Annotated in this window: 18 protein-coding genes; 13 read left to right on the top strand and 5 right to left on the bottom strand. The window is 69.5% G+C overall.

Features of this window, described 5'->3' with window-relative positions; translation table 11 throughout:
- The 5 genes from P2P98_RS04785 to P2P98_RS04765 all read left to right on the top strand — a co-directional run.
- The coding region (locus P2P98_RS04785; RefSeq protein ID WP_275797699.1) for a hypothetical protein at positions 1–637 on the top strand (637 nt) is incomplete at its 5' end.
- Positions 638–736: 99 nt separating this feature from the next.
- The gene (locus P2P98_RS04780) at positions 737–1,774 is read left to right on the top strand and encodes a hypothetical protein (protein ID WP_275797697.1); all 1,038 of its coding nucleotides are present in this window, start codon (positions 737–739) and stop codon (positions 1,772–1,774) included.
- Positions 1,764–2,381 (top strand): ATP-binding cassette domain-containing protein, encoded by a 618-nt coding sequence (locus P2P98_RS04775; RefSeq protein ID WP_275797695.1) that lies wholly within the window; start codon positions 1,764–1,766, stop codon positions 2,379–2,381. Before P2P98_RS04780 ends, P2P98_RS04775 begins: the two co-directional genes overlap by 11 nt.
- Positions 2,378–3,451 carry a hypothetical protein gene (locus P2P98_RS04770; protein ID WP_275797693.1) on the top strand — a complete coding sequence of 358 codons (1,074 nt, stop codon included), beginning with the start codon at positions 2,378–2,380 and terminating at the stop codon, positions 3,449–3,451. The genes P2P98_RS04775 and P2P98_RS04770 overlap by 4 nt, the downstream gene beginning before the upstream one ends.
- Positions 3,452–3,648: 197 nt before the next feature.
- Entirely contained in the window at positions 3,649–5,697 is a 2,049-nt protein-coding gene (locus tag P2P98_RS04765; RefSeq protein ID WP_275797691.1) for an MDR family MFS transporter, read from the top strand.
- 67 nt (positions 5,698–5,764) lie between these two features.
- Here P2P98_RS04765 and P2P98_RS04760 read toward each other — a convergent pair whose 3' ends face one another.
- The 3 genes from P2P98_RS04760 to P2P98_RS04750 form a co-directional block, all read right to left on the bottom strand.
- Positions 5,765–7,351, bottom strand: a complete 1,587-nt coding sequence (locus P2P98_RS04760) for an AMP-binding protein (protein ID WP_275797689.1) — start codon at positions 7,349–7,351, stop codon at positions 5,765–5,767.
- A gap of 89 nt (positions 7,352–7,440) precedes the next feature.
- Positions 7,441–8,637, bottom strand: a complete 1,197-nt coding sequence (gene chrA, locus P2P98_RS04755) for a chromate efflux transporter (RefSeq protein ID WP_275797687.1) — start codon at positions 8,635–8,637, stop codon at positions 7,441–7,443.
- Positions 8,638–8,692: 55 nt separating this feature from the next.
- Complete coding sequence (locus tag P2P98_RS04750) at positions 8,693–9,649, bottom strand: Gfo/Idh/MocA family oxidoreductase (protein WP_275797685.1); 957 nt, start codon at positions 9,647–9,649, stop codon at positions 8,693–8,695.
- A gap of 104 nt (positions 9,650–9,753) precedes the next feature.
- Between P2P98_RS04750 and P2P98_RS04745 the strand changes: the two genes are divergently transcribed.
- The 4 genes from P2P98_RS04745 (at position 9,754) to P2P98_RS04730 (ending at position 13,729) form a co-directional block, all read left to right on the top strand.
- Positions 9,754–10,902 carry a polysaccharide deacetylase family protein gene (locus P2P98_RS04745; protein WP_275797683.1) on the top strand — a complete coding sequence of 383 codons (1,149 nt, stop codon included), beginning with the start codon at positions 9,754–9,756 and terminating at the stop codon, positions 10,900–10,902.
- Positions 10,903–11,044: 142 nt separating this feature from the next.
- Complete coding sequence (locus P2P98_RS04740; protein WP_275797681.1) at positions 11,045–12,175, top strand: glycosyltransferase family 2 protein; 1,131 nt, start codon at positions 11,045–11,047, stop codon at positions 12,173–12,175.
- Positions 12,176–12,220: 45 nt separating this feature from the next.
- Positions 12,221–12,478, top strand: coding sequence for a glutaredoxin domain-containing protein (locus tag P2P98_RS04735; RefSeq protein ID WP_058595771.1), 258 nt, complete (start codon positions 12,221–12,223; stop codon positions 12,476–12,478).
- Positions 12,479–12,481: 3 nt separating this feature from the next.
- Positions 12,482–13,729: an aminotransferase class V-fold PLP-dependent enzyme gene (locus P2P98_RS04730; RefSeq protein WP_275797678.1), complete on the top strand. Its 1,248-nt coding sequence runs from the start codon at positions 12,482–12,484 to the stop codon at positions 13,727–13,729.
- 143 nt (positions 13,730–13,872) lie between these two features.
- On the opposite strand, the gene P2P98_RS04725 is transcribed toward P2P98_RS04730, so the two are convergent.
- Positions 13,873–15,021, bottom strand: coding sequence for an ROK family transcriptional regulator (locus P2P98_RS04725; protein ID WP_275797676.1), 1,149 nt, complete (start codon positions 15,019–15,021; stop codon positions 13,873–13,875).
- 110 nt (positions 15,022–15,131) lie between these two features.
- On the opposite strand from P2P98_RS04725, the gene P2P98_RS04720 reads away from it, so the two are divergent.
- The 4 genes from P2P98_RS04720 (at position 15,132) to P2P98_RS04705 (ending at position 21,078) form a co-directional block, all read left to right on the top strand.
- The gene (locus P2P98_RS04720; RefSeq protein WP_275797674.1) at positions 15,132–17,597 is read left to right on the top strand and encodes a glycoside hydrolase family 2 protein; all 2,466 of its coding nucleotides are present in this window, start codon (positions 15,132–15,134) and stop codon (positions 17,595–17,597) included.
- 15 nt (positions 17,598–17,612) lie between these two features.
- The gene (locus P2P98_RS04715) at positions 17,613–18,479 is read left to right on the top strand and encodes a substrate-binding domain-containing protein (protein ID WP_275797673.1); all 867 of its coding nucleotides are present in this window, start codon (positions 17,613–17,615) and stop codon (positions 18,477–18,479) included.
- 142 nt (positions 18,480–18,621) lie between these two features.
- Positions 18,622–20,373, top strand: coding sequence for a sodium:proton antiporter (locus tag P2P98_RS04710; protein WP_275797672.1), 1,752 nt, complete (start codon positions 18,622–18,624; stop codon positions 20,371–20,373).
- A 234-nt stretch (positions 20,374–20,607) separates the two neighbouring features.
- Positions 20,608–21,078 carry a dehydrogenase gene (locus P2P98_RS04705; protein ID WP_275797670.1) on the top strand — a complete coding sequence of 157 codons (471 nt, stop codon included), beginning with the start codon at positions 20,608–20,610 and terminating at the stop codon, positions 21,076–21,078.
- A gap of 27 nt (positions 21,079–21,105) precedes the next feature.
- Here the strand turns inward: P2P98_RS04705 and P2P98_RS04700 are convergent, their stop codons facing one another.
- Positions 21,106–23,445: an excinuclease ABC subunit UvrA gene (locus tag P2P98_RS04700; RefSeq protein ID WP_275797668.1), complete on the bottom strand. Its 2,340-nt coding sequence runs from the start codon at positions 23,443–23,445 to the stop codon at positions 21,106–21,108.
- Positions 23,446–23,573 lie beyond the last annotated feature (128 nt).

The raw sequence follows: 23,573 nt of genomic DNA, 5'->3' as shown, positions 1-23,573 counted from the left end.
GGCTTGGACGAATCTGCAGGCTTTCTCGGTACTCACGCTGTTCGCGCTCATCACGTCGGGCTGTGCCGTCCCATCAACCGCACCCGAGGATCAGCGCCTCGCGCCGTCCCTGAAGGCATATGCCCAGCAGCAGCTCGCTCATGACGACCTGTCGGACTGGGATCGTGCCGTGATCGAGAAGGCCAGCCAGACGGGGACCGTTTCGCAGGCGGACTATGACGAGGGCACAGACAACTTCGAAGCCTGCTTGAACGCCGCAGGTCTGCACTGGACGCGCACACGACTCCTCAATGGAGTCGTCGAGTTCCAGCCGCCGCCGGGCTCGGCGGCGACCGGCTCCGACGACAACGCCGCCATGATCCAGGCGCAGTGCTACCAGTCCACGTACGCGTACACACAGGACTTCTTCGGGCTCCAGCAAGCCAACCCCGAGTTGCTCGCCGACTTCTCCCTCGCGGCGGTCAACTGCCTGAAGAAGGCCGGAGTGGTCGATGACGACTTCACGACGGACGACTTCGGCAAAGTCATCGGGGCGCACGACTCGCCGATCACCGACTGGCCGTTCGACGTGGCCGACCCTCGGGCTCAGACCTGCCTCTACTCCCTGGGTTATGCCGTCGTGACCGATGCCAAGTAGCGCTCCTGGACCCAGCTTCCGCCCCCTCGTGCTCCTCTTCGCGGACAAGCGGCCAGTCCCCCACCAACGCCCGTTCCAGCGAGAGCGGAGAACATCCCCATGAAACGCGCCCTCGCCACCGTCATCTCCTTCACCCTCGGCAGCGGAGCAGTCCTCGGCGCCGCAGTGGCCTACAGCCTGCTGCCCGGGCCCTCCGGCCTCCTCGCCGAAGCCCCCAGCGAGACGACCTACCCCGTGACGATGACCGACTTCCGCGACCAGCGCGCGCTCACCCTCGCGCCGACCTTCACGGCGGGGACTCCTCTGCGTACCACCGCGAGCGGGACGGTAACAGCGACCGCCTGCACCCCGGGGCAATCACTGACCCCCGGGAAAGCAGCATTCGCGGTCGACGACCACCCCATCATCGCCCTGGCCTCCGACACGCCGTTTTTCCGGGACCTCACGTGGGGTGACACCGGCCGCGACGTCGACGCTCTCCGGGCGTCGCTCGCCGGGTTGGGCTTCGATGTCGCGCCGACCGGCGCGTTCAGCCGGGACGTCAGCCGGGCGCTTTCCACCCTTCAGCACCGCGAGACGATGGCTCATGCCGAAGGAGACTTCGTCCTCCAGGATGTGCTCTGGATGCCGAGCCCGCCGCCCACCGTGGCCTCCTGCGACGTCCAGGTGGGCCAGCCGATCACGGCGGGGAGTACAGCGGCGACCACCGCTGTCAGCCTCACCGCTCTGACCGTCTCGGGACAGGCTGCGGGCGCGCTCGTCCCCGGCGAACGGACCGTTCAGGTGCTGGGCGTAGATGCGGTCATACCCGAGAACGGCGTCCTCACCGACCGCGACGCGCTCGGTCGTATCGCATCCTCGCCGGAGGGGCAGCAACAGCTGACAGGCACTAAGACCGGTGACGCAGCAATGGTGTCGGGAACGAGCGCCTTGGCCACGCCCCTTCGCGTCGCGCCAGTCCCGGTGTCGAGTGTCATCGGCGCCTCCAGCGCGCACGCTTGCGTCGCCGACGACCACGCGGAGTACCCCGTGACCGTCGTCGGCGCGAGCCTCGGCATGTCGCTCGTCACGTTCCACGCGGACACGCCGTCGAACGTGCTGCTGCAGCCGCGTCGAGAGCACTGCGATGCCGACTGACGACGCGCTCCTGAGGTTGACGGCCGTCAGTCATCAGTGGGGCACGAACCCCGCTCTGTTCCGTGACGTGAGCCTCGACCTGCACCGTGGTGATGTCGTCGCATTGACCGGCCCGTCCGGATCTGGCAAGTCCACCCTCCTGTCGATCGTTGCGGGGTGGCTCTCCCCGACCCTGGGCCGGGTCGAGCGGCGCGGTATCCGTCGCGTGCACTGGGTCTTCCAGAATCCGCACGGCCAACCCCGCCGCTCGACACGCGACCACGTGTCATACCCGCTCCTGGCACGCGGTGTCCGTCGCCACGACGCCGACCGGCGTGCAGACCACATCCTCGAGCGCTTCGGCCTCACCGATCGAGCGGGACAATCTTTCTCGGACCTCTCCGGAGGTGAAGCGCAACGGCTGATGCTTGCTCGGGCAGTTGCGACTGCGCCGGACCTGCTCCTCGTCGACGAGCCCACCGCTCAGCTCGACCGCGCATCGGCGCGAACGGTCAACGCCGTCTTGGCCGGACTGGCCGCAGCCGGGGCGATCGTCCTCGTCGCCTCCCACGACTTCGACACCATCCGCGCCTGTCAGCGGGCTGTCGACCTTCGCACGGCGGCATGATGCGGCTCGCGGATGCCGTAGGCGAAGCGCTGCGGAACCTTCGCACGGGCGCCGCGGGGGGCGGCATCCTGGCCCTCATCCTGGTCGTCGCGTCAACGATGCTCCTCCTGGCCGACATCGCGTCCATCGGCGCACTGCAGGAGCGCGCCCTCAGCGTCCGAAACCATGCCGGCGATGTTCGCGTGCTCATCGCGAAGGATGCGGTCGACCCCCGCGCCTGCGCCGCGCTCGAGAGTCTCGATGGCGTCACCGACGCGGGCGCGATCTGGACCTTGGGCTCCGTCCAGCTCATCGCGCTGCCCCGGGTCAACGTGCCCGTTTTCGAGGTCAGTTCCGGAGTGGCGCGGATGCTTCACCTCCCGTCGAGCAGGCCCGGGGGCGTCTATCTCTCGGATGATCTTGCGGCCCGTTGGTCTGCCCGCGAGGAGAGCATCCTCGCCACGACGACAGGCCCGGTGATGGTCAGGGGGACATTCCGCTTTCCGGATGACGGGCGGGACCCCCGCTTCACGAATGCCGTGATCGTCATCGGGGACAACTCCGCGAGATCGTCCGAATGCTGGTTCAGCGTGTGGCCCGCGACATCCTCAGTCGATCCTCTTGCCTACGGCGCCGTGGCTGCCGTGGGACAGACCGACGCCGCACCTCAGGTCGCTCCGCTCAACCCGACGGTGGGACAGCTGTTCGCCTTTGCCCAGGACTATCGCGATCGGCTTACCGCCTTCGCAGCCCCTACGGTGATCATCCTCTTCGCCCTGGTCGGGTTCGGCGGCAGCTACCGACGGAGGCTCGAGTTGGCGAGCAATCTCCACGCGGGTGCCCGGCATCGTGACCTCGTACGGATCGCGGCGATCGAAGCGTTCCTCTGGGCGAGCGCGGCAGCCGCGGCCACGTTCGTCGTCGCGCGCCTGGCAACGAGAGTCTTCCTCTACGAAGATGTGCCGGGACTTCTCCCCTCGCTCGCTGTCACTCAAGCCGTGGCCGTATGCGCCGCGATGTGTGGGGCGACGATTCCCGCGCTGCTCGCACGCGAAAGCCGGTTGTTCACCTTGTTCAAGTCGCGCACCTGACACAACGACCACGGCCCCTGCGGCGAGCACCCGCGAGCGGGCGAGAAGCCCTGTCCTCCCCGCTGCCGTAAGCGTTTCCCCAGCGCGACCACCGGCCGCGTCGAGACGCGCTACACTTTGTTGACTTTTAGCAAACACCTGGCGTCCGACCGAGCCTCCCCGAGCCGTCCGCCAGGCCTTCTCTCGAAGAGGCCCCGATGTCAGACATCACTCGCACCCGGCGTGCGCATACCGCGTCGACCGACACGGTCATGACCCACCGCATGATCATGTTCGTGATCTTCGGCCTCATGGCCGGCATGTTCCTGTCCGCCCTCGACCAGACGGTCGTCGGCACCTCGATCCGCACGATCGGCGACGACCTGCAGGGGCTGAGCCTGCAAGCTTGGGTCACCACCGCCTACCTGATCGTGTCGACCATCTCGACGCCGATCTACGGCAAGCTCTCCGACATCTTCGGGCGCCGTCCGCTCTTCCTCATCGCCATCCTCATCTTCATCATCGGATCGATCCTCGCGAGCTTCTCGACCTCGATGATCGAGCTCGCCGCGTTCCGCGCGATCCAGGGACTCGGCGCCGGTGGCCTCATGTCGATGCCGCTCGCGATCATGGGCGACATCCTCGCCCCGCGCGAGCGCGCGAAGTACCAGGGCTACTTCCTCGCCGTCTTCGGCATCTCCAGCGTCATCGGCCCCCTCGTCGGCGGCATCTTCGCCGGGGCGAGCCAGATCCTGTGGATCACCGGCTGGCGCTGGGTGTTCCTCATCAACGTCCCGATCGGCATCGTCGCTCTCGCGATCGTGTGGCGCTTCCTCCACATCCCGAAGCAGCCGCGCCACTCGGTGCGCATCGACTGGTGGGGCGCCACGACCGTCATCGTCGCACTCGTCCCCCTCCTCCTCGTCGCCGAGCAGGGTCGCGAGTGGGGCTGGGGCTCGCCGATCGCCCTCGCCTGCTACATCGTCGGGGCTCTCGGCATCCTGGCCTTCGTCATCGCCGAGACCTACATGAAGGACGACGCGCTCATCCCGCTGAAGCTCTTCCGCTCGTCGACCTTCTCGATGGCGACGATCATCGGTGTGCTCGTCGGCTTCGGCATGTTCGGCGCGATGCTCACGCTGCCGCTGTACCTGCAGCTCGTGCTCGGCTCCACGCCGACCCAGAGCGGTTTCGAGATGCTGCCGATGATCCTCGGCCTCATGATCGCGTCGATCGTGAGCGGCCAGCTCATCGCCCGCACCGGCCGCTACCGCATGTTCCCGATCCTCGGCACGCTGCTGATGTCGGTCGGCTTCTTCCTGCTGACGTTCCTGAAGTACGACACCCCGTACTGGCAGGTCGCGCTGTCGATGCTCGTCATCGGCCTGGGCCTCGGCCAGCTCATGCAGACGCTGACGATCGCGAGCCAGAACTCCGTGGGACTGCGCGACATGGGTGTGGCGACGAGCGGATCGACGTTCTTCCGCCAGATCGGCGGCACGCTCGGCACGGCCGTGCTGCTGTCGCTGCTGTTCACGCTCGTGCCCACGAACATCCTGGGCTCGTTCGCCGACCGCGCCACTCTGACCGATGCATTGGATGCCGCGCTCGACCCCACCGTGGCCTCGGCGCCAGCGAACCAGAAGATCATGTCGACGGTCTATGCGCCGATCATCTCGGGCATCACCGACGGCGCGACGACGCAGGTGCAACAGGCCGTGCAGCAGGCGACGGATGCCGCCACCCAGGCTGTGGCGGCGAAGGTCGCCGCGGGAGAGATCCCCGCCGCGGCACAAGCGACCGCGACGCAGAGCGCCGTCGCGCAGGCGCTCGCGGCGGTGACCCAGCAGGCCCCCTTCGCCCGCATCGCGGCGGACGGCACCGTGACGCTCGACTTCTCGAACGCCGATCAACGCGCGGCCTTCGTCGAGAGCACCGCCACCACGCTCGAGCAGCGGTTCGCCGACGGCAACGAGAACGCCGCGGTCGGCAGCTCCACCCTCGACGACACGTCGTTCCTGGTGGGCGCCGATCCGCGCCTGACCAAGCCGATCCTCGTCGGGTTCAACTCCTCGGCCGTCACGGTCTACTGGGTGGCGATGTCGGTCGTGCTGCTCGCCTTCGTGCTGTCGCTGTTCTTCCGCACGCCGCCGCTGCGCTCGAAGTCGGCGCTGCAGGAGGCCGCGGACGAACGCCGCGGTCGCGACGACGAAGAGAAGCGCGCCGAGGAATCGGCCGCGCAGACCGGCGCCCTGATCGCGCCGTAAGCGCAGCGCACACACCGAAGGGCGAGGCCATCGTTGAGATGCCTCGCCCTTCGGTGTTCTCGCGCGGTTACGCGCGCTCGCGCGCCCGAAGGTCCTTCCGCAGGATCTTGCCCGAAGCCGACTTCGGGATCGCCTCGATGAACTCGACGCGGCGCACCTTCTTGTGCGGCGCGACCTCGGCGGCCACGAACGCCATCACCTCGTCGGCCGTGAGCCCCGAGTCCGGCGCGGCGACGACGAAAGCCTTGGGGATCTCCTGCTTGTCGTCGTCGTCCACGCCGATGACGGCGGCATCCATGATCCTCGGATGCGACAGCAGCAGCGCCTCGAGCTCGGCCGGGGCGATCTGGTACCCCTTGTATTTGATCAGCTCCTTGAGCCGGTCGACGATCGAGAAGTACCCGCTGACGTGGTGCACGCCGATGTCGCCGGTGTGGAGGAAGCCGTCGGCATCCAGGGTCTCCGCCGTCGCGTCGGGGCGGTTCAGGTAACCGAGCATGACGTTCGGGCCGCGCACCCAGATCTCCCCCGGCGCGGTGAGACCGTCGTCGCCGTGGACCTCGATCTCGGCGCCCGTCTCGGGGTCGATGAGCTTGGCATCGGTGTTCGGCAGAAGCACCCCGACCGAGCTGGCCGGCATGTCGACACGATCCTCGGGGACGGCGTGCGAAACGGGGCTGAGCTCGCTCATGCCGTATCCCTGCAGGATCCGGGCGCTCATCCGCCGGGCCGCGGCCTCGGCGGTCTCGCCGTCGAGAGGGGCGGCACCCGAGAAGACCGTGCGGACCGACGAGGTGTCGAACTCGTCGACCACGGGGTGCTTGGCGAGGGCGACCGCGATCGGCGGGGCGATGAAGAGGAACGTGCAGCGGTACTCCTGGATGTTCCGGAGGAACTCGACGAGATCGAACCGCGGCATCGTCACGAGGCTCGCCCGCTGACGCAACGCCAGATCGAGCAGGACCGTCATGCCGTAGATGTGGAAGAACGGCAGGACCGCGAGCACGCGGTCATCGCGGTGGAGCTCGATCACGACCCGACACTGGTGGACGTTCGCGACGAGATTGCGATGGGTCAGCATGACGCCCTTCGGGTTCCCCGTCGTGCCCGACGAGTACGGCAGCACCGCCACGTGCGTCGCCGGATCGAAGCGGACCTCCGGCGGCGTGCGCCCCTCCGCGAGCAGGCTCCGAAGGTCGGGATGCCCCTCGGCTCCGTCCAGGACGATCACACGCTCGTCGGGGATCCCCGCCGCCCGCGCCGCCTCGGCCGCCGGCCCGAGCAGCGGCGACACCGTCACGAGCCAGGTGGCCGCGGCATCCTGGATCTGGTTCTCGATCTCGTGCGCCGTGTAGAGGGAGTTGATCGTCGTGACGATCGCGCCCAGGCGCAGGATGCCGTGGAACACCGTCGCGAAGGCGGGAACGTTCGGGCAGAGCAGAGCCACGACGGTCTCGGTGTCGACACCGCGCGCGGCGAGCGCTCCCGCGAAGGCGTCGACCTGGGCGCGGAGCGATCGGTACGTGGTCTCGGCTCCGGTCGCCGGGTCGATCAGGGCGACACGGTCCAGGTCGGCCTCGACGAGCGAGCCGAACAGGTCGTCGTAGATGCTGTCGTCGGGGATGTCGACGGGCGGGTACGGGCTCTGGAACACGGGCTTCTCCTTCGAAACCGGGCGGCGTGCGCCCATCCTGGCACCGACGAGACGCGGTGTCACGGATGCCGACACCGAGACTCGATCTGCTACGTGAGCAGTCGAATCGCCACTCCGCCCACGGCGCCGATGATCACCACCGCCCACGCGGGCACGCGGAATCGCGTGAGCAGCACGAATCCGAGCAGTGCCAGCAGGAACGGCGCGGGTCCGGTCACCGCGGTCGTGAACACCGGTGTGTAGAGAGCCGCGCCCAGAATGCCGACGACCGCGGCATTCGCCCCGCGCATCGCCGAGCGGACGAGCGGCCTCTCGCGCACGGCGTCCCAGAACGGCAGCACGCCCACCAGCACGAGGAAGCCCGGGAGGAAGATCGCGGCCAGGGCGATCGCAGCACCCGCGATCCCGCCGGGGCCGACAGTGCTCACTGCGCCGAGGAACGCGGCGAACGTGAACAGCGGGCCGGGCACGGCCTGCGCAGCCCCGTAACCGGCGAGGAATGTCTCGGGCGAGACCCACCCCGTCTGCACGACCTCCGCCTGCAGCAGCGGGAGCACGACGTGACCGCCACCGAAGACGAGGGCGCCCGAGCGGAAGAAGGCGTCGGCGAGGGCGAGGGCGCCCGAACCGCTGACGGCGGCGAGCGCCGGGAGACCGAGAAGTCCCACACCCGCGAGCACGAGGCATCCGATCGCCACCGCCCGGGGGACTCCGAAGGAGGGCAGCGGTGCGGATGCTGCTTCGGTCACGCCGCGCAGGAGCACCAGGCCGGCGACGACTCCGACGCCGAGGGCCCCGAGCTGGCCGATGGCTCCCGGCGCGAGCAGGGCCAGAGCCGCCGCCACGACGGCGATGCCCGCGCGGGTCGCGTCGGGGGTGAGAGTTCGCGCCATCCCCCACACGGCCTGCGCGACGATCGCGACGGCGATGATCGTGAGGCCCTCGAGCACCCCGGCGCCGATCGGTCCGCCGAAGAGCGCGGCCCCTCCGGCGAAGGCGACGAGCAGCACCGCCGAGGGGAGCGTGAACGCGAGGAAGGCCGCGACCGCACCGAGGAACCCGGCGCGCTGCAGCCCCATCGCGAAGCCGACCTGGCTCGATGCCGGCCCCGGGAGGAACTGGCACAGCGCGACGAGATCCGCGTAGGCGCGATCGTCCATCCACTTTCGGCGGACGACGAGATCGTCGCGGAAGTACCCGAGGTGCGCGACGGGGCCACCGAACGAGGTCAGACCGAGGCGGAGGAACGCCCGGAACACCTCCCACGGGCTCCCGGTTCTGTGCATCGGTCCGTCCTATCGGCCCCGAGAGAACAGCAGGTGAACCGTCAGCAGGTGAACGTCAGCGGAGCGGCTCGGCCAGCAAGGCATCGACGAGACGCAGCGTGGCGGTCGTCCGCTCCTGGTCCGCACGGATGTCGGCGCCGCCGATCGCGTCGCGCAGGCGCTCGACCTCGCCGACCATGACGTTCTCGTGCGCCTCGACGCGGATGATCTCGGCGTCTCCCCCGCGCGGCGTGAACTCGAGGACGCGTGGGGCGTCGATCGTGTCGATCCGCAGCGAGGCGTCCTCGCCCTGGATCTCGCTCGACAGGGAGGTGTCGGTGATCTTCGACCAGGCGATGTCGGCGACGAATCCGTCGTAGGCAGCCAGGGCGCTCCCGAGCCCGTCGGTCCCCGAGGCGATGCCGATCCGGACGCCCTGCACCGCCCGCGGAACGCCGAAGAGCTGGACGAGCGCGTGCAGGGGGTACACACCGAGGTCGCGCAGCGCGCTGCCGCCGAGGGCCGGGTCGAAGATGTTCGTCTGCTCGCCGGCGAGCACGTGGTCGTAGCGCGCCGAGCGCTTCTCGTAGCGCAGCGAGACCCGGCGCACCGTCCCGAGCTTCGGCAGCACATCGGCAACGGCCGCGAGGCCCGGGTCGTACGCGGTCCGCATCGCCTCCAGCAACACGACGCCGCGCGTGGCCGCGCGCCCGACCAGCTCTTCCCACTGCGGCGCGGTCAGCGTCGCCGGCTTCTCGACGAGGGCCGGGATGCCGGCATCCAGAACCGTCTGCGCCTGCGCGACGTGCGCGGAGTTCGGGCTCGCGAGGTACACCGCGTCGATGTCACCGGCATCGAGAAGAGCCCGGAGCCCGAGGGCGATGCCCGGGGCGCCGATCTTGTCGGCGAAGGCGCGTGCGCGCTCCTCATCGCGCGAGGCGACGCGACCCACCTCGACCCCGTCGACGACGTCGACGGCCTCGGCGAAGCGTTCGGAGATGCTGCTGGTGCCGACGATGCCGATGCGGATCATTCCTCCATCATCGCGGCTCACCCCGACCGATTCGGCAGGACCGTCCGGGGAGTGCGCAAAACGTCCCGCTAGGATCGCGATGATCGCACCAGACCCGAGGGATCATGACCACGACACGCGCCCAGCACCGCCGCCGCACCACGCGTCGGACGCGCCTCCGCCGAACCCTCGCCGCCACGACGGCGATCGTGTTGATCGCGGGCGGAGTGACCGCCTTCGCCCTGACCCGTGGAGCATCGACCCCCACCGCCGACGGCACGACCGCACCCTCGGTCGAAGACACCCCGACCCCGACGCCGACGCCCAAGACGGCATCGGAGCAGCTCCTGGCGACGACGACCGACCCAAAGGCGTGCGCGGTGTCGTTCGCGGGCGACGGGATCGCTCTCGCTCCGCAGCTGCAGACACAGGACACGCTGTACGCGGCACTGCCGCTCCCCCAGGCCGACGGTCGCGTGTTCGCCGGCTGGTACGAGACCGCCGCGGACGCCGCCGCCATGACGCTTCCCGCCCGGGTGAACGGTTCCGACCTCGTCACATGCACCGCGCAAGAGAAGACGTTGCACGCCGGCTGGACGACGCCCGACGCGAACGCGGCCGAGGATGCCAGCATCCCGATCTTGATGTACCACCAGTTCACGACGAAGCCCGAGGGCGAAGACAACTGGCTGCGCCTCAACTACGCCTACATCGGCGACTTCGACGCGCAAATGGCCTACATCCAGGAGGGCGGCTTCTACCTGCCCACCTGGGATGAGCTCAGCGCCTTCATCGACGGCAAGGTGTTCCTCCCCAAGCACTCGGTCATCATCACCGACGATGACGCCGACAGCACGTGGCTCGAACTCGCCGCCCCCATCGTCGACAAGCGCCACCTGCTCACGACATCGTTCGTCATCACCTCGGCCCGCACCGAGCCGACCCCGAACCGCTTCGTGCTCCAGCGCTCCCACACGCACGACATGCACCGCGCGGGCGAGAACGGCAAGGGGCGGATGGTGAACGACGACGCCGACACGATCGCCGCCGACCTCGAGCAGTCCGCGACGATCCTCGGGGCGAAAGAGGTCGTCGCGTACCCGTTCGGTCACTACAACGACACGACGAAGGAAGGGGTGCGCAAAGCCGGCTTCGAACTGGGGCGCACCATCGAGAACGGGTACGTGCGCATCGGCACCGACAAGCTCGCTCTTCCGGTCATCCGGATGAACTACGGGATGACCGTCGACGACCTGAAGGATGCCATCGGCTGATCGGCGGGGCGCACCCTATCGGGGAGGAGTGGGGGTGAACATCTGCTACCTCCCAGGTAACTGATCCACAATACCAAGTTGAGCACGCGTCGGCCGGTCTACGCTGTGTCTTCCTGGCTTCCCTTCTGAAACGCGAGAGCCCATGATCCTTTCCGTCATCGTTCCGACCTTCAACGAAGGTCCGAACGTCGCCGAACTCGTTCGACGGACGGCGGCCGCGCTCCCGGGTCGTGACATCGAGATCATCTTCGTCGACGACTCCACCGACGACACCCCCGAGATCATCCGCGGTGTCGCGCAGAACGCGCCGGTCCCGGTGCGGCTGATCCACCGCGATGCGCCCCAGGGCGGACTCGGCGGCGCGGTCGTCGAGGGCATCAAGGCCGCGGCATCCGATTTCTGCGTCGTCATGGACGGCGACCTGCAGCACCCGCCGGAGGTCATCGCCGATCTGCTCGCGCGCGCCGAGGTGGGCGACGCAGAGGTGGTGGTCGCCTCGCGCTACGTCGACGGCGGCACCTCCGACGGCCTCGCGAACGCCGTGCGCACGATGGTCTCGCGCGCCTCGACGCTGCTCACCAAGGCGATGTTCCCGAAGAAGCTGCACAACTGCTCCGACCCGATGACGGGCTTCTTCCTCATCGACCGCCGCTCGCTCGACATCGAGGAACTGCGCCCGCGCGGCTTCAAGATCCTGCTCGAGATCCTCGCGCGCAAGCAGATGCGCGTCGCCGAGGTGCCGTTCGACTTCGCTCCCCGCTTCGCGGGCGAGAGCAAGGCCTCGTTCAGCCAGGGCATGCGCTTCATCACGCAACTGACCATGCTCCGCTTCGGCCGCATGTCGGCCTTCGCCGTCGTCGGCGGCCTCGGAGCCGTGGCAAACCTCGCGATCATGTGGGGTCTGCAGACCGTCGGCGTGCAGTACCTCGTCGCCGCGGTCATTGCGAGCGTGCTGACCATCATCGCCAACTTCATCGCGCTCGAGTACCTCGTCTTCGCCGACATGCGCGAGGAGTCGGGGCTCATGCGGCACCGCTTCATCAAGTCGTTCACGTTCAACGGCATCGAGGCGATCGTGCGCATCCCGGTCATCTGGCTGCTCGTCAACGAGGCGCACATCCAGAGCGTGCTCGCGGCGGCCCTCACGCTCATCGCGGCGTTCATCATCCGCTTCGTGTTCCACGCCCTTGTCGTGTACGCGCCGAAGAAGGCTCAGGCCGCGCCCGCCGTGGCCGCGGTGCGCGAACCCCTCGAGGACGAACTCGCGGCCTGACTCCTCGGCCGCCTTCGGCCCCGCTCTCCGGCGTACCCTGGAGGCATGTCCTCTGACGCTCCCATCCGCATGTTCGGCGCCGACTGGTGCCGCGATTGCATCCGCACGAAGAAGCAGCTCGACGACCTCGGCATCGCCTACGAGTACGTCGACCTCGTGGCCGACCCCGCCGCCGCCGACGTGGCGAAGGAGATCTCGGGCCGGACGAGCATCCCGGTCGTGGTGTACCCCGACTCGAGCCACCACGTCGAGCCGAGCAACGCCGACGTCGAGGCGAAGCTGCGCGAACTGTCGCTGATCTGACCCTTGTCGACGGATGTGACGGCCGCTTTCGCGTCCGAGGCGGCAGCTCTCGACGCCGCCGACCCCCTCGCGCAGAACCGCGACGCCTTCGTCGGCGCCGAGACGTCGCTGATCTACTTCGACGGCAACTCCCTCGGGCGGCCTCCGCGGGCGACCGCGGAGCGTCTCGCGCGCTTCGTCGAAGACGAGTGGGGCGGTCGCCTCATCCGGGGCTGGGACGAGTCCTGGATGCAGCTGCCGTTCGAGATCGGTGACCGCATCGGCGCCGTAGCCCTGGGCGCTGCCGCAGGCCAGACCGTCATCGGCGATTCGACGACGGTGCTCCTCTACAAGCTCCTGCGTGCCGCCCTGGACGCGCAGATGGCCGCCGACCCCGACCGCGTCGAGATCGTCGTCGGCCGCGACGACTTCCCAACCGATCGGTACCTGGTCGAGGGCATCGCCGCGGAGCGCGGAGCGCGCGTGGTGTGGGTCGAGGTCGACACGACGCGCGGCGTCGAACCGGCACTCCTGCGCGAGGTCGTGGGTCCTCGCACGGCGGCGGTGCTCCTCAGCCACGTCTCGTACCGCTCGGGCTTCCTCGCCGACGGGGACGGGTTGACGCGCATCGCCCAGGATGCCGGGGCCCTCGTGCTCTGGGACCTGTGCCACTCCGCGGGTTCGGTGCCGGTCGAACTCGACACGTGGGGCGCCGATCTCGCGGTCGGGTGCACGTACAAGTACCTCAACGGCGGACCCGGATCCCCCGCGTTCGCCTATGTCGCCGCACGTCACCACGACACCCTCACCCAGCCCGTGCAGGGGTGGATGGGCGCGGCCGACGTCTTCTCGATGGGCCCCGAGTACCGGCCCGCGACGGGGATGCGCCGCTTCCTCTCGGGGACGCCGCCGATCCTCGGCATGATCGCGATGCAGGACACGCTCGACCTCCTCGAAACGGCGGGGATCGCCGCCGTGCGTGAGAAGTCCGTCGCGCTCACCGAGTTCGCTCTGCGCGTGAGCGATGGCATCCTGGCTCCCCTCGACGTCCGTGTCGCCTCACCGCGGGACGCGGCGGAGCGGGGCGGGCACGTGACGCTCTCGCACCCGGCGATGCGCGCGGTCACCGCCCGCCTGTGGACGCAGGACGTCCTGCCCGACTACCGCGATCCGGGGGGACTGCGCATCGGCCTGTCACCGCTGTCGACGAGCTTCGCCGAGGTGCTCACGGGCCTCGAGGCGGTCGCCGAGGCGTTACGCGCCGAGGCCTGAGCCCGCCCCTTCCCGGCGCGGCGCGGCGGGTCTCACCGCGAGGTTGGACATCGAGTGTCCACGAAACGCCGTAACCGGGGGCGCGGTTGCGGCGTGTCTTGGACACTCGACGAGATCGAGGGTCGCGGGTGGCACGGCTCGGGTCAGCGCGCGTCGACGTGGTCGCGCAGAACGGAACCGGCGGCGGCGACCGCGCCCGCGTCTCGCTGGTTCGCCGAGACCGCGACGACAAGATTCGTGCGGCCGAGTGCGCGGGCGTGGTCACGCACGCCGTCGAGGTAGCGATCGAGAAGCCGGCCGTAGCCGCTCCCCGAGAGCACGAGCCGCTCGAGGTCGAGCACGTCGGCGAAAGCGACCACTCCCCGGCTGAAAGCGGCCACCGCCTCGTCGATCGCCCGAGCGGCGAGGGGGTCCGTGCCCGCGCGCGCGGCGATGCGGTCGGCGGTCAGGGCGGTTCCCGCTTCGTCGACGTAGCTCTTCACGATCGCGTCGGGCGTGCCCACGACGGCGAGGCAGCCCCGCTGACCACAGCGGCACAGGGGGCCGGCCGGATCGATGGGAAGGTGCCGGATGTCGCCCGCGCGTCCGCGCGACCCGCGGACGAGACGCCCGTCGACGACGATCCCCGCACCGAGCTCCCCATCGAGATGGATGACGGCCAGGGCGCGCGAGTCGGCCGCCGCGCCCGTCCACACTTCGCCGGCGGCGGCGAGGAGTGCGGCGCTCTCGAGCCGGACGTCCAGGCCCGTCGCCGCCTCCAGCGCGGACCGGAGGGGGAACCCCTCCAACGCGGCGAGAGAGGGCGTATCGAGGATCGCTCCCGCGTCGTCGTGCGGCCCGGGCACGGCGACGCACAGACCCTCGACGAGTCCATCACCCAGCGATGTCGCCGCGAGCAGCTCGGTGACGGCTGCGGCCACGGAGGCGACGATGTCGTTCGGGTCTGCGTCCGCCGCGCCGGCCACGCCGATGCGGCCGACGACGGCACCCCAGAGGTTGGCCACGACGACCTGCACCGATTCAGGGCCGAGCTGCACCCCGAGGCCGTAGCGCGTCGTCGGGTTGACGTCGAGCAGCTCGCGGCGCTTCCCCCCGGTGGACTCGCTGTGGCCCACCGACATGACGAGCCTCTGGTCGATCAGGTGGCGCACGGCGTTCGTCATCGTCGCGGGGGTGAGGCCCGTCGCGGCGGCGAGCTCGATGCGGCTGATCGGACCGCGCGTGCGGATGACGTCGAGCACCAGCGATGGCGTGGAGACGCCGGTCGTCTCTCCCGGCATACTTTCTCTCACCCGCTTAATTTAGTAGGTTGAATAACACCCGTGACCGTTCTGATACTACCGTCCACCCGGATCCGCGTGGGCGTGACGGCGGGCCTCTCCCGGAAGGAACACCGACGCTGATGTACCACCCCTTCGACGAAGGCTGGACCCTGACCCTCCTGCGCGGAGACCGTCCGGACGCCTACGCGGCCCTCGACGACGGCATCCCGGCGACCGCCCCCGGGGTCGTGCACACCGACCTCCTCGCCGCCGGTCTGATGGCTGATCCCTTCCCGGGTGCGCAGGAAGCCGAGCTCGCGTGGATCGGAGAATCGGACTGGCGTTACCGATCGACGTTCTCGTGGCACCCCACCCTCGATGACGCGCGCGTCGACCTCGTCGCGGAGGGACTCGACACCGTCGCGACCGTCCGCATCAACGACGTGGTCGTGCTCGAGACGGTGAATCAGCACCGCAGCTACCGCGCCGACCTGGCCGCGGTGCTGCGCGAGGGGGAGAACAGCGTCGAGATCGACTTCCGCTCCCCCGTCCGGTACGCCCGTGAGCGCGAGGAGGTGCTCGGGGAACGCCCCCACTCGTACGCGCACCCGTTCAACACCATCCGCAAGAGCGCCTGCAACTTCGGCTGGGACTGGGGTCCCGACTTCGCCACCGCCGGCATCTGGCGACCCCTGGGCCTGCAGGAATGGGCGCACGTGCGCATCGCGGCGGTGCGCCCGGTGGTCGATGTCGTCGACGGCATCCCGCACCTCACCGCGAATGTCGACCTCGAGTGGCAGGGCGACGACGAGGAGCCGGTCTCGGTCGAGATCGAGGTCGCGGGAGCCTCCGCACGAGTCGAGGCACGGCCGGGTCAGCCCGTCGTGATCGACCTCGATGTCCCGGATGCCGAGCCTTGGTGGCCGCGCGGCTACGGCGAAGCACGGCTCTACGACCTCACCGTGCGCGTGGACGACGGTGCCGACGAAGCGACCCGGTGGTCTCGAGCGATCGGATTCCGCCACGTCGAGGTCGACATCGCGCCCGACGACCAGGGCAGCCCGTTCTCGGTGCGCATCAACGGCCGGGACGTGTACGTGCACGGGGCCAACTGGATTCCCGACGACGTCTTCGTCACCCGCATCACGCCCGAGAGCCTCGCGGCCTCGATCGCGGATGCCACGGACGCGGGCCTGAACCTGCTGCGCGTGTGGGGCGGCGGCCTCTACGAGAGCGACGATTTCTACGACATCTGCGACCGCGAGGGCGTCCTCGTCTGGCAGGACTTCCTGCTCGCGTGCGCCGCGTACTCCGAGGATGCCGAGCTGTGGGACGAGTTCGAGGCGGAGGCACGGGAGGCCGTCACGCGTCTGACGAGCCACCCGAGCCTCGTGATCTGGAACGGCGGCAACGAGAACATCTGGGGCTACGTCGACTGGAAATGGCGCACTCGTTTGAACGGGCGCACGTGGGGCGAGGGCTACTATCGCGACCTCTTCCCCCGCATCGTCGCCGAGCTCGCACCGACGACCTTCTACTCGGACGGGAGCCCCTTCTCGTTCAGCTCGTACGTCCACCCCAACGACGACGCCCACGGAACGATGCACATCTGGGACGTCTGGAACACGCGCGACTACGACGGCTACCGCGCCTACCACCCCCGGTTCGTCTCGGAGTTCGGATTCCAGGGCCCACCCGCGTTCTCGACGCTCGAGAGCGTCGTGCGCGACGAGCCCCGCAGCCCCTTCGGACGCGAGATGCTCGCGCACCAGAAGGCGAACGAGGGCAACGACAAGCTCGAGCGGGGCCTGGGTGCGCACCTGCCGGCGCCCGGCGACTACGCCGACTGGCACTGGACGATGCAGTTGAACCAGGCGCGGGCGGTCTCGTTCGGCATCGAGTGGTTCCGCTCGCTGTTCCCCCTGAACCGCGGGTGGATCGTGTGGCAGCTCAACGACTGCTGGCCGGTCGTGTCGTGGGCCGCGGTCGACAGCCACCGTCACCGCAAGCCCCTCTGGTACGAGCTGCGACGCGTCTCCGCGCCGCGACTGCTGACGATCCAGCCCGCACTCGACGGCGACGGCCTGCGCGTGAGCCTTCACAACGACAGCGACCAGGCGATCGCCGGCCGCGTCGAACTGCGCCGCGAGGGCCTCGACGGCACCGTCCTGGCATCCCTCACTCTCGATCTCGAGGTGGCGGCGCGCTCGGCCTGGACAGCACCGATCGACGCGTCGCTGGCCGCAGCCGGCGACCCGTCGCGCGAAGTGCTCGTCGCCGAGTCGTCCTCGGGGGAGCGCGGTCTGCACTACTTCGTGGAGGACACCGCCCTCGCCCTCGTCGACGCGACGGCGGTGGACGCGCGCGCCGTCGCGGACGGCTACGAGGTCACGCTGACCGCGGAGACTCTGGTGAAGGATGCCACGCTCCTCGTGGACCTCGTGGACCCCGCCGCTCGAGTGGATTCGGGCATGGTGACCCTGACCGCCGGAGAACGACACGTCTTCCGGGTGAGCGGCCCCGCGGGGATCGACCCCGCGGCCTTCACGCGAGCCGGTGTCCTGCGCTCCGCGAACGACCTGGTCGCCCGCGCGCTCGCGAGATAGGCGATACTGGCGACGATGATGGTCGAGCCCGCACCCCCCTCCGCTCTGCGGCGCTCCGTCGGCCTGGTGCTCCGGCGCCCCGTGCGTCAGCTCGGCGTCGAAGCCTTCTACAGCGACTTCATGAGCGGGCTCGAGGAGGTGCTCACCGAGCACCGTCGCCCCTTCGTGCTGCAGGTCGTGCCCGACCTCGACGAAGAGCTCGACGCGTATCAACGCTGGGCGCAGTCGGGTCGGGTCGCGGGGGTTGTGCTGGTCGACATCCTCGAGCAGCACGACCCCCGGCTCGAGCTGGCCGACCGTCTCGGATTCGCGAGCGTCGCCCTCGCCCACCCCAACGACGCTCCCGACCACGCGGTCGTGTGGGTCGACGACGAAGGGCCCATGCAGACCGCCGTGGAGTACCTGCGCGAGCTCGGCCACACGCGCATCGGACGGGTCTCGGGCCCGGACAACCTCGCCCACACGATCCGCCGCACGCACGCCTTCGAGGCGGTGGCGGCGCGTCTGGGCCTCGACGCCCGCATCGAGGTCGGCGACTTCACCGCTGCCGGGGGCGTCGCCGCCGTCGATCGCCTGGTGGCGGGCGCGAACGCCCCGACCGCGATCGTCTTCGACAACGACGTGATGGCCGCGGCCGCGGCATCCGCTCTCACCTCGCGCGGGGTCGACGTGCCGGGTGAGCTGTCGCTGCTCGCCTGGGACGATTCGGTGCTGTGCCGCTCGACGGTGCCGTCGCTCAGCGCGATGGCCCGCGACATCGCTCTCTTGGGAGAGCGCGCGGGGACGGCGATCCTGCAGGCGCTCGGGCACGACGCCCAGCCGGTGATGACCGCTCCGTCACCGGAACTGATCGTGCGCGACTCGACGGCTCGGGCGCGCTGACCGGACACCCCTTGTCGTGGGATCAGTCCGTGAACCCCGGGGCAGACCCCGTCGTCGCGGGCATACGCCAGGACATCGGGGGCATACGCCAGGACAGAGAGCGAGAGGCGATGCCAGAAGAACCGAGGACTAGCCTCGAACAGTGACCGAACCCCTCTTGATCGTGGTGGCCGGTGTCGTCGTGGTGGCGCTGGTGACGGTGATCGCGCCGCGCTTCAACGTCGCCGGGCCGCTGGTGCTCATGGCGATCGGGCTCGGGGTGAGCCTGCTGCCGTTCTTCCCGCCGTTCGTCCTCGACCCCGAGGTCATCCTGGTCGGGGTCCTCCCGCCGCTGCTGTACTCGGCGGCGGTGCAGTTGCCGGCCATCGAGTTCCGCCGCGATTTTGTCCCGATCGCGGGGCTCTCGGTCCTCCTCGTCGTGCTGAGCTCGGTGGTGCTCGGACTCTTCTTCTGGGCGGTCATCCCCGGCGTCGGTCTCGCCCTCGGCATCGCCCTCGGCGCGATCCTCAGCCCCACGGATGCCGTCGCCACCTCGATCGCGAAACGACTCGGGATCGCGCCACGCGTCGTCACCACCCTCGAGGGCGAGAGCCTCCTCAACGACGCCACCGCGCTGGTGCTGCTGCGCACCGCGGTGGCGGCTCTGGCATCCGGATTCGCCTTCGGCGACGCCGTCGGCAACTTCGCATGGGGTGTCTTCCTCGCCCTGCTATTCGGCGCGGTCGTCGGGTGGGGCAACCTGCGCCTGCGAGAGCGGGTGACGAACTCGGCGGCCAACACCGCGCTCAGCTTCACCGTGCCGTTCATCGCCTATCTGCCGACGGAGCACTTCGGCGGATCGGGACTGGTCGCGGCGGTCGTCGCGGGGATCGTGACCGGCCAGGGCGCCGCGCGACGGTTCACGCCGGAACAACGACTGAGCGACCGCGTCAACTGGCGCACGATCGAGCTGCTCCTCGAGGGCGGAGTGTTCCTCGTCTTCGGCCTCGAGCTGAAAGACATCGTCATCAGCAACCTGCGCGAGAACGAGGGTCTGTGGCACGGCGCGTGGCTGGCGCTGTCGGCCCTCGGGATCGCCCTGGCGGTCCGCGCCGTGTACGTCACGGGTCTGATCTGGGTGCAGGGTCGACGCAGCCGCGACCTGGCACGCCATCGATGGCGCGTGGATGCCGCCCAGCAACGACTCGACCGCTTCGAAGACGCGTATCGCAACGACCCCGCGAGCCTCTCGGGCCGGGCCGACGACCCCGCCCGCGCGGCCCGGCGAATCGGCTGGATGCGCTCGCGCATCGCCCGCACGGTCGCCGACCTCGACTACTACCGCGACACGCCCCTGGGCTGGCGACACGGCGTCGTGATCGTGTGGGCCGGGATGCGCGGCGTCGTCACGCTCGCCGCCGCGCAGACTCTCCCGCGCGACGGGGTGACCGACCGACCGCTGCTCATCTTCGTGGCGTTCCTCGTCGCGCTGCTGAGCCTCGTCCTGCAAGGCGTCACACTCCCCGCGGTCGTGCGGGCAGTAGGCCTGGGAGGCGAGGGCGGCGAAGGGCCGTCGCGCGAGGAGCAACGAGCGCTCGACGCGGAGCTTCGGGATGCCGCGGTCTCGGCGCTGCGCTCGGGTTCGCTCACCCGACGGGACGGTGAGAGCTTCCCCGCCGCGATCATCGACCGAGCGGGATCGCGACTGACCGAGCCGCCCGACGAGGAAGCGACAGCGCGCGTGCGGGACCTGCTGCAGTTGCGCCTCGCGTCGATCGAGGTGATGCGCGACCGCCTGAACGATCTCGCGAACGACGGCCGCTACAGCACGGCCGCCCTGCGCCACGCCCTCGCCGAGCTCGACGCCGACCAGATCAGCCTCGAGTTGCGCATCGACGACGAGGACGACGACTGACGGGTGGCTGGTGGGCGCTCGAGGCGGTCGGGCGCGCCGCGGCGCGGGCTGAGCGCGGCGCGGCGAGGGCTGAGCGCGGCGCGGGCTGAGCGCGGCGCCCCGCGTGGTCCTGGGCGACGCCCGGGACTTTGCGCGGGACGCACAGCGCGGTGTCCCCGGAATGCGGTGGGCACGGGAGGCGGTGTGCGCTCCGCGCCGGACGCCGCGTGCGGCACAATGGAAGCGGAGGTTTCCATGAGCGATCCGATCCCGACGACGACGTCACCCGCGGATGCCGCCGGGACCGGCGCCGTGCCCATCGCGCACGCCGCGGCTGAGTGTCCGAAGTGCTTCACCGAGCTGCAGAGCGACCGCGACTGGTGGCGCGCCCGCCCGGCCGGGTCGCGCCTCGTGGGTTTGGTGGTCTCGCGACCCGGGATGCCCAGTGTCGTCCAGCAGCGCGATGACCTCACCCGTTTCGGCGTGCCGATCGAGGGCTTCCGGCACCCGGCCCCCGAAACGCTCGAGGGGTGGGCAGCGCGCCTGGACCGGTTCTTCAGCACGCTGACGCGCGGTGACGTGCTCGTCGTGACGAGCGCTCGCTCTCTCGGGGTGACGCGCGACGACGAGACGCGGGCGGTCGCCGAGCTCCGCCAACGGGGCGTGATGGTGAAGGTCCTCTCGCACGGGGAGCGTCACCTGCACGATGCGGTCGCACCCCTCTGACGTCCGTTCCGGGTTTCTGACGGCGGTTCAGGCCCCCACGTAGCGGGCGAGATGTTCGCCCGTGAGGGTGGAGCGGGCGGCGACGAGATCGGCGGGGGTGCCCTCGAAGACTACCCGTCCGCCGTCATGGCCGGCCCCGGGTCCGAGATCGATGATCCAGTCGGCGTGCGCCATGACCGCTTGGTGGTGCTCGATCACGACGACCGTGTTTCCGGCATCCACGAGTCGGTCGAGCAGACCCAGCAGATTGTCGACGTCGGCGAGGTGCAGGCCCGTCGTCGGCTCATCGAGGACGTACACCGCCCCGGACTTCGCCATCGAGATGGCGAGCTTGAGTCGCTGCCGCTCGCCGCCCGAGAGGGTGTTCAGCGCCTGGCCGAGCGTGAGATACCCGAGCCCGACATCGACGAGTCGGCCGAGGACCGCGACCGCAGGCCCGGTGGTGAGGAACGCGGATGCCTCGGACACCGACATCGCCAGGACCTCGGCGATGTTCTTGCCGTGGAGTGTGTACTCGAGCACCTCGTCGGAGAAGCCGCTCCCGCCGCACAGCTCGCAGTCCGTTTCGACGGTCGATTGGAAGCCGAGCTGCGTGACGATCACGCCGAGACCCTTGCAGGCGGCGCAGGCCCCTTCGGAGTTCGCGCTGAACAGGGCGGGCTTCACGCCGTTCGCCTTCGCGAAGGCGGCGCGGACCGCGTCGAGGATGCCCGTGTAGGTGGCGGGGCTGCTGCGGCGCGAGCCCTTGATGGGCGTCTGGTCGACGACCACCACGTCGTCGAAGGCGGGGAGTGCGCCGTGGATGAGGGACGACTTGCCGGATCCGGCGACCCCCGTGACGACGGTGAGCACCCCCAGGGGGACGTCGACGTCGATGTCGCGGAGGTTGTGCCGGGTCGCCCCGCGGATCGGGAGTGCGCCGGTGGCGGAACGCACCGCGCTCTTGAGCTCGGCCCGGTGGTCGAGGAAGCGACCCGTGAGGGTGCGAGAAGCGCGGAGGCCGGCGACATCACCCTCGTACTGCACGGTTCCGCCGTCGCGTCCCGCGCGAGGGCCGAGGTCGACGACGTGATCGGCGATGTCGATCACCTCGGGCTTGTGCTCCACGACGAGCACCGTGTTGCCTTTGTCACGCAGCTGCAGGAGGGTTTCGTTCATCCGCTGGATGTCGTGCGGGTGAAGACCCGCCGTGGGCTCGTCGAAGACGTAGGTGATGTCGGTGAGGCTCGAGCCGAGGTGGCGGATCATCTTGGTGCGCTGCGCCTCACCGCCTGACAGGGTGCCGCTGGCACGGTCGAGCGAGAGGTATCCGAGCCCGATATGGACGAACGCGTCGAGCGTGTCGCGGAGTCCCTGCACGAGCGGAGCCACCGAGGGATCGTCGACCGTGCGCACCCAGGCGGCGAGGTCGGTGATCTGCATGGCGGCGGCATCCGCGATGTTCACCCCGCCGATGCGCGACGACCGTGCGCCCTCATTGAGACGGGTTCCCCCGCACGCCGGACAGGCGATGAAGGTGACGGCGCGATCGACGAACGCACGGATGTGAGGCTGAAGGGCGTCACGGTCTTTCTGCAGCATGCTCTTGGTGACCTTGGGAACGAGCCCCTCGTAGGTCATGTTGGTGTTCGCGATGCGCACCTTCGTCTGCTCTTTGTAGAGCAGGTCGTGGCGTTCTTCGGCGGTGAACTCTGAGACGGGTTTGTCGCCGTCGAAGAAGCCCGACTCGCTGAAGACCCGGACCATCCAACCGTCGGCCGTGTAACCGGGCACGGTGATCGCTCCGCCGTTCAGCGACTTCGTTTCGTCGAGGAGCTGCGAGATGTCGATGTCGCTGACGTGACCGAGACCCTCGCAGTCGGGGCACATCCCGCCCGTGATCTCGAACGAGCGCCGCTCCTTTTGCCCCTTTCGCGCCCCGGTGGCGATCGTGACGGCACCGGCCCCCGAGATCGAGGGGACGTTGAAGGAGAACGCCTGAGAAGACCCGACGTGAGGCTGACCGAGCCGGCTGAACAGCACGCGCAACATGGCGTGCACGTCGGTGGCCGTACCGACCGTCGACCGGGCGTTGGCGGCCATGCGCTCCTGGTCGACACGGATCGTGGCGCTGAGATTCTCGAGCGCGTCGACGTCGGGGCGGGAGAGCTGCCCCATGAACTGCTGAACGAAGGTGGGGTACGTCTCGTTGATGAGCCGCTGCGACTCGGCGGCGATCGTGCCGAAGACGAGCGACGACTTGCCCGAGCCGCTGACACCGGTGAAGACCGTGAGCCGGCGCTTGGGAACGTCGAGGTCGACGTTCTGCAGGTTGTTCTCGCGGGCACCGCGCACGCGGATGACGTCGTGGGCGTCGGGGTCGGTCATGGGCGCCTCCTCGGGATCGTCCCAGTGTGGCGGAGACCTCCGACATTCGCGACGGCGCCGCTTGCGCTGCGGGCGCCCGGGCGTACCGTCGCGCGGAGTCCCGGGCGACGGTCTGTGCCGTCAGGCGG

Source organism: Microbacterium sp. Kw_RZR3 (assembly GCF_029222405.1).
Taxonomy (GTDB): domain Bacteria; phylum Actinomycetota; class Actinomycetes; order Actinomycetales; family Microbacteriaceae; genus Microbacterium.
The sequence above is the reverse complement of the archived record's forward strand: the minus strand, read 5'-3'. Positions and strand labels throughout refer to the sequence as shown.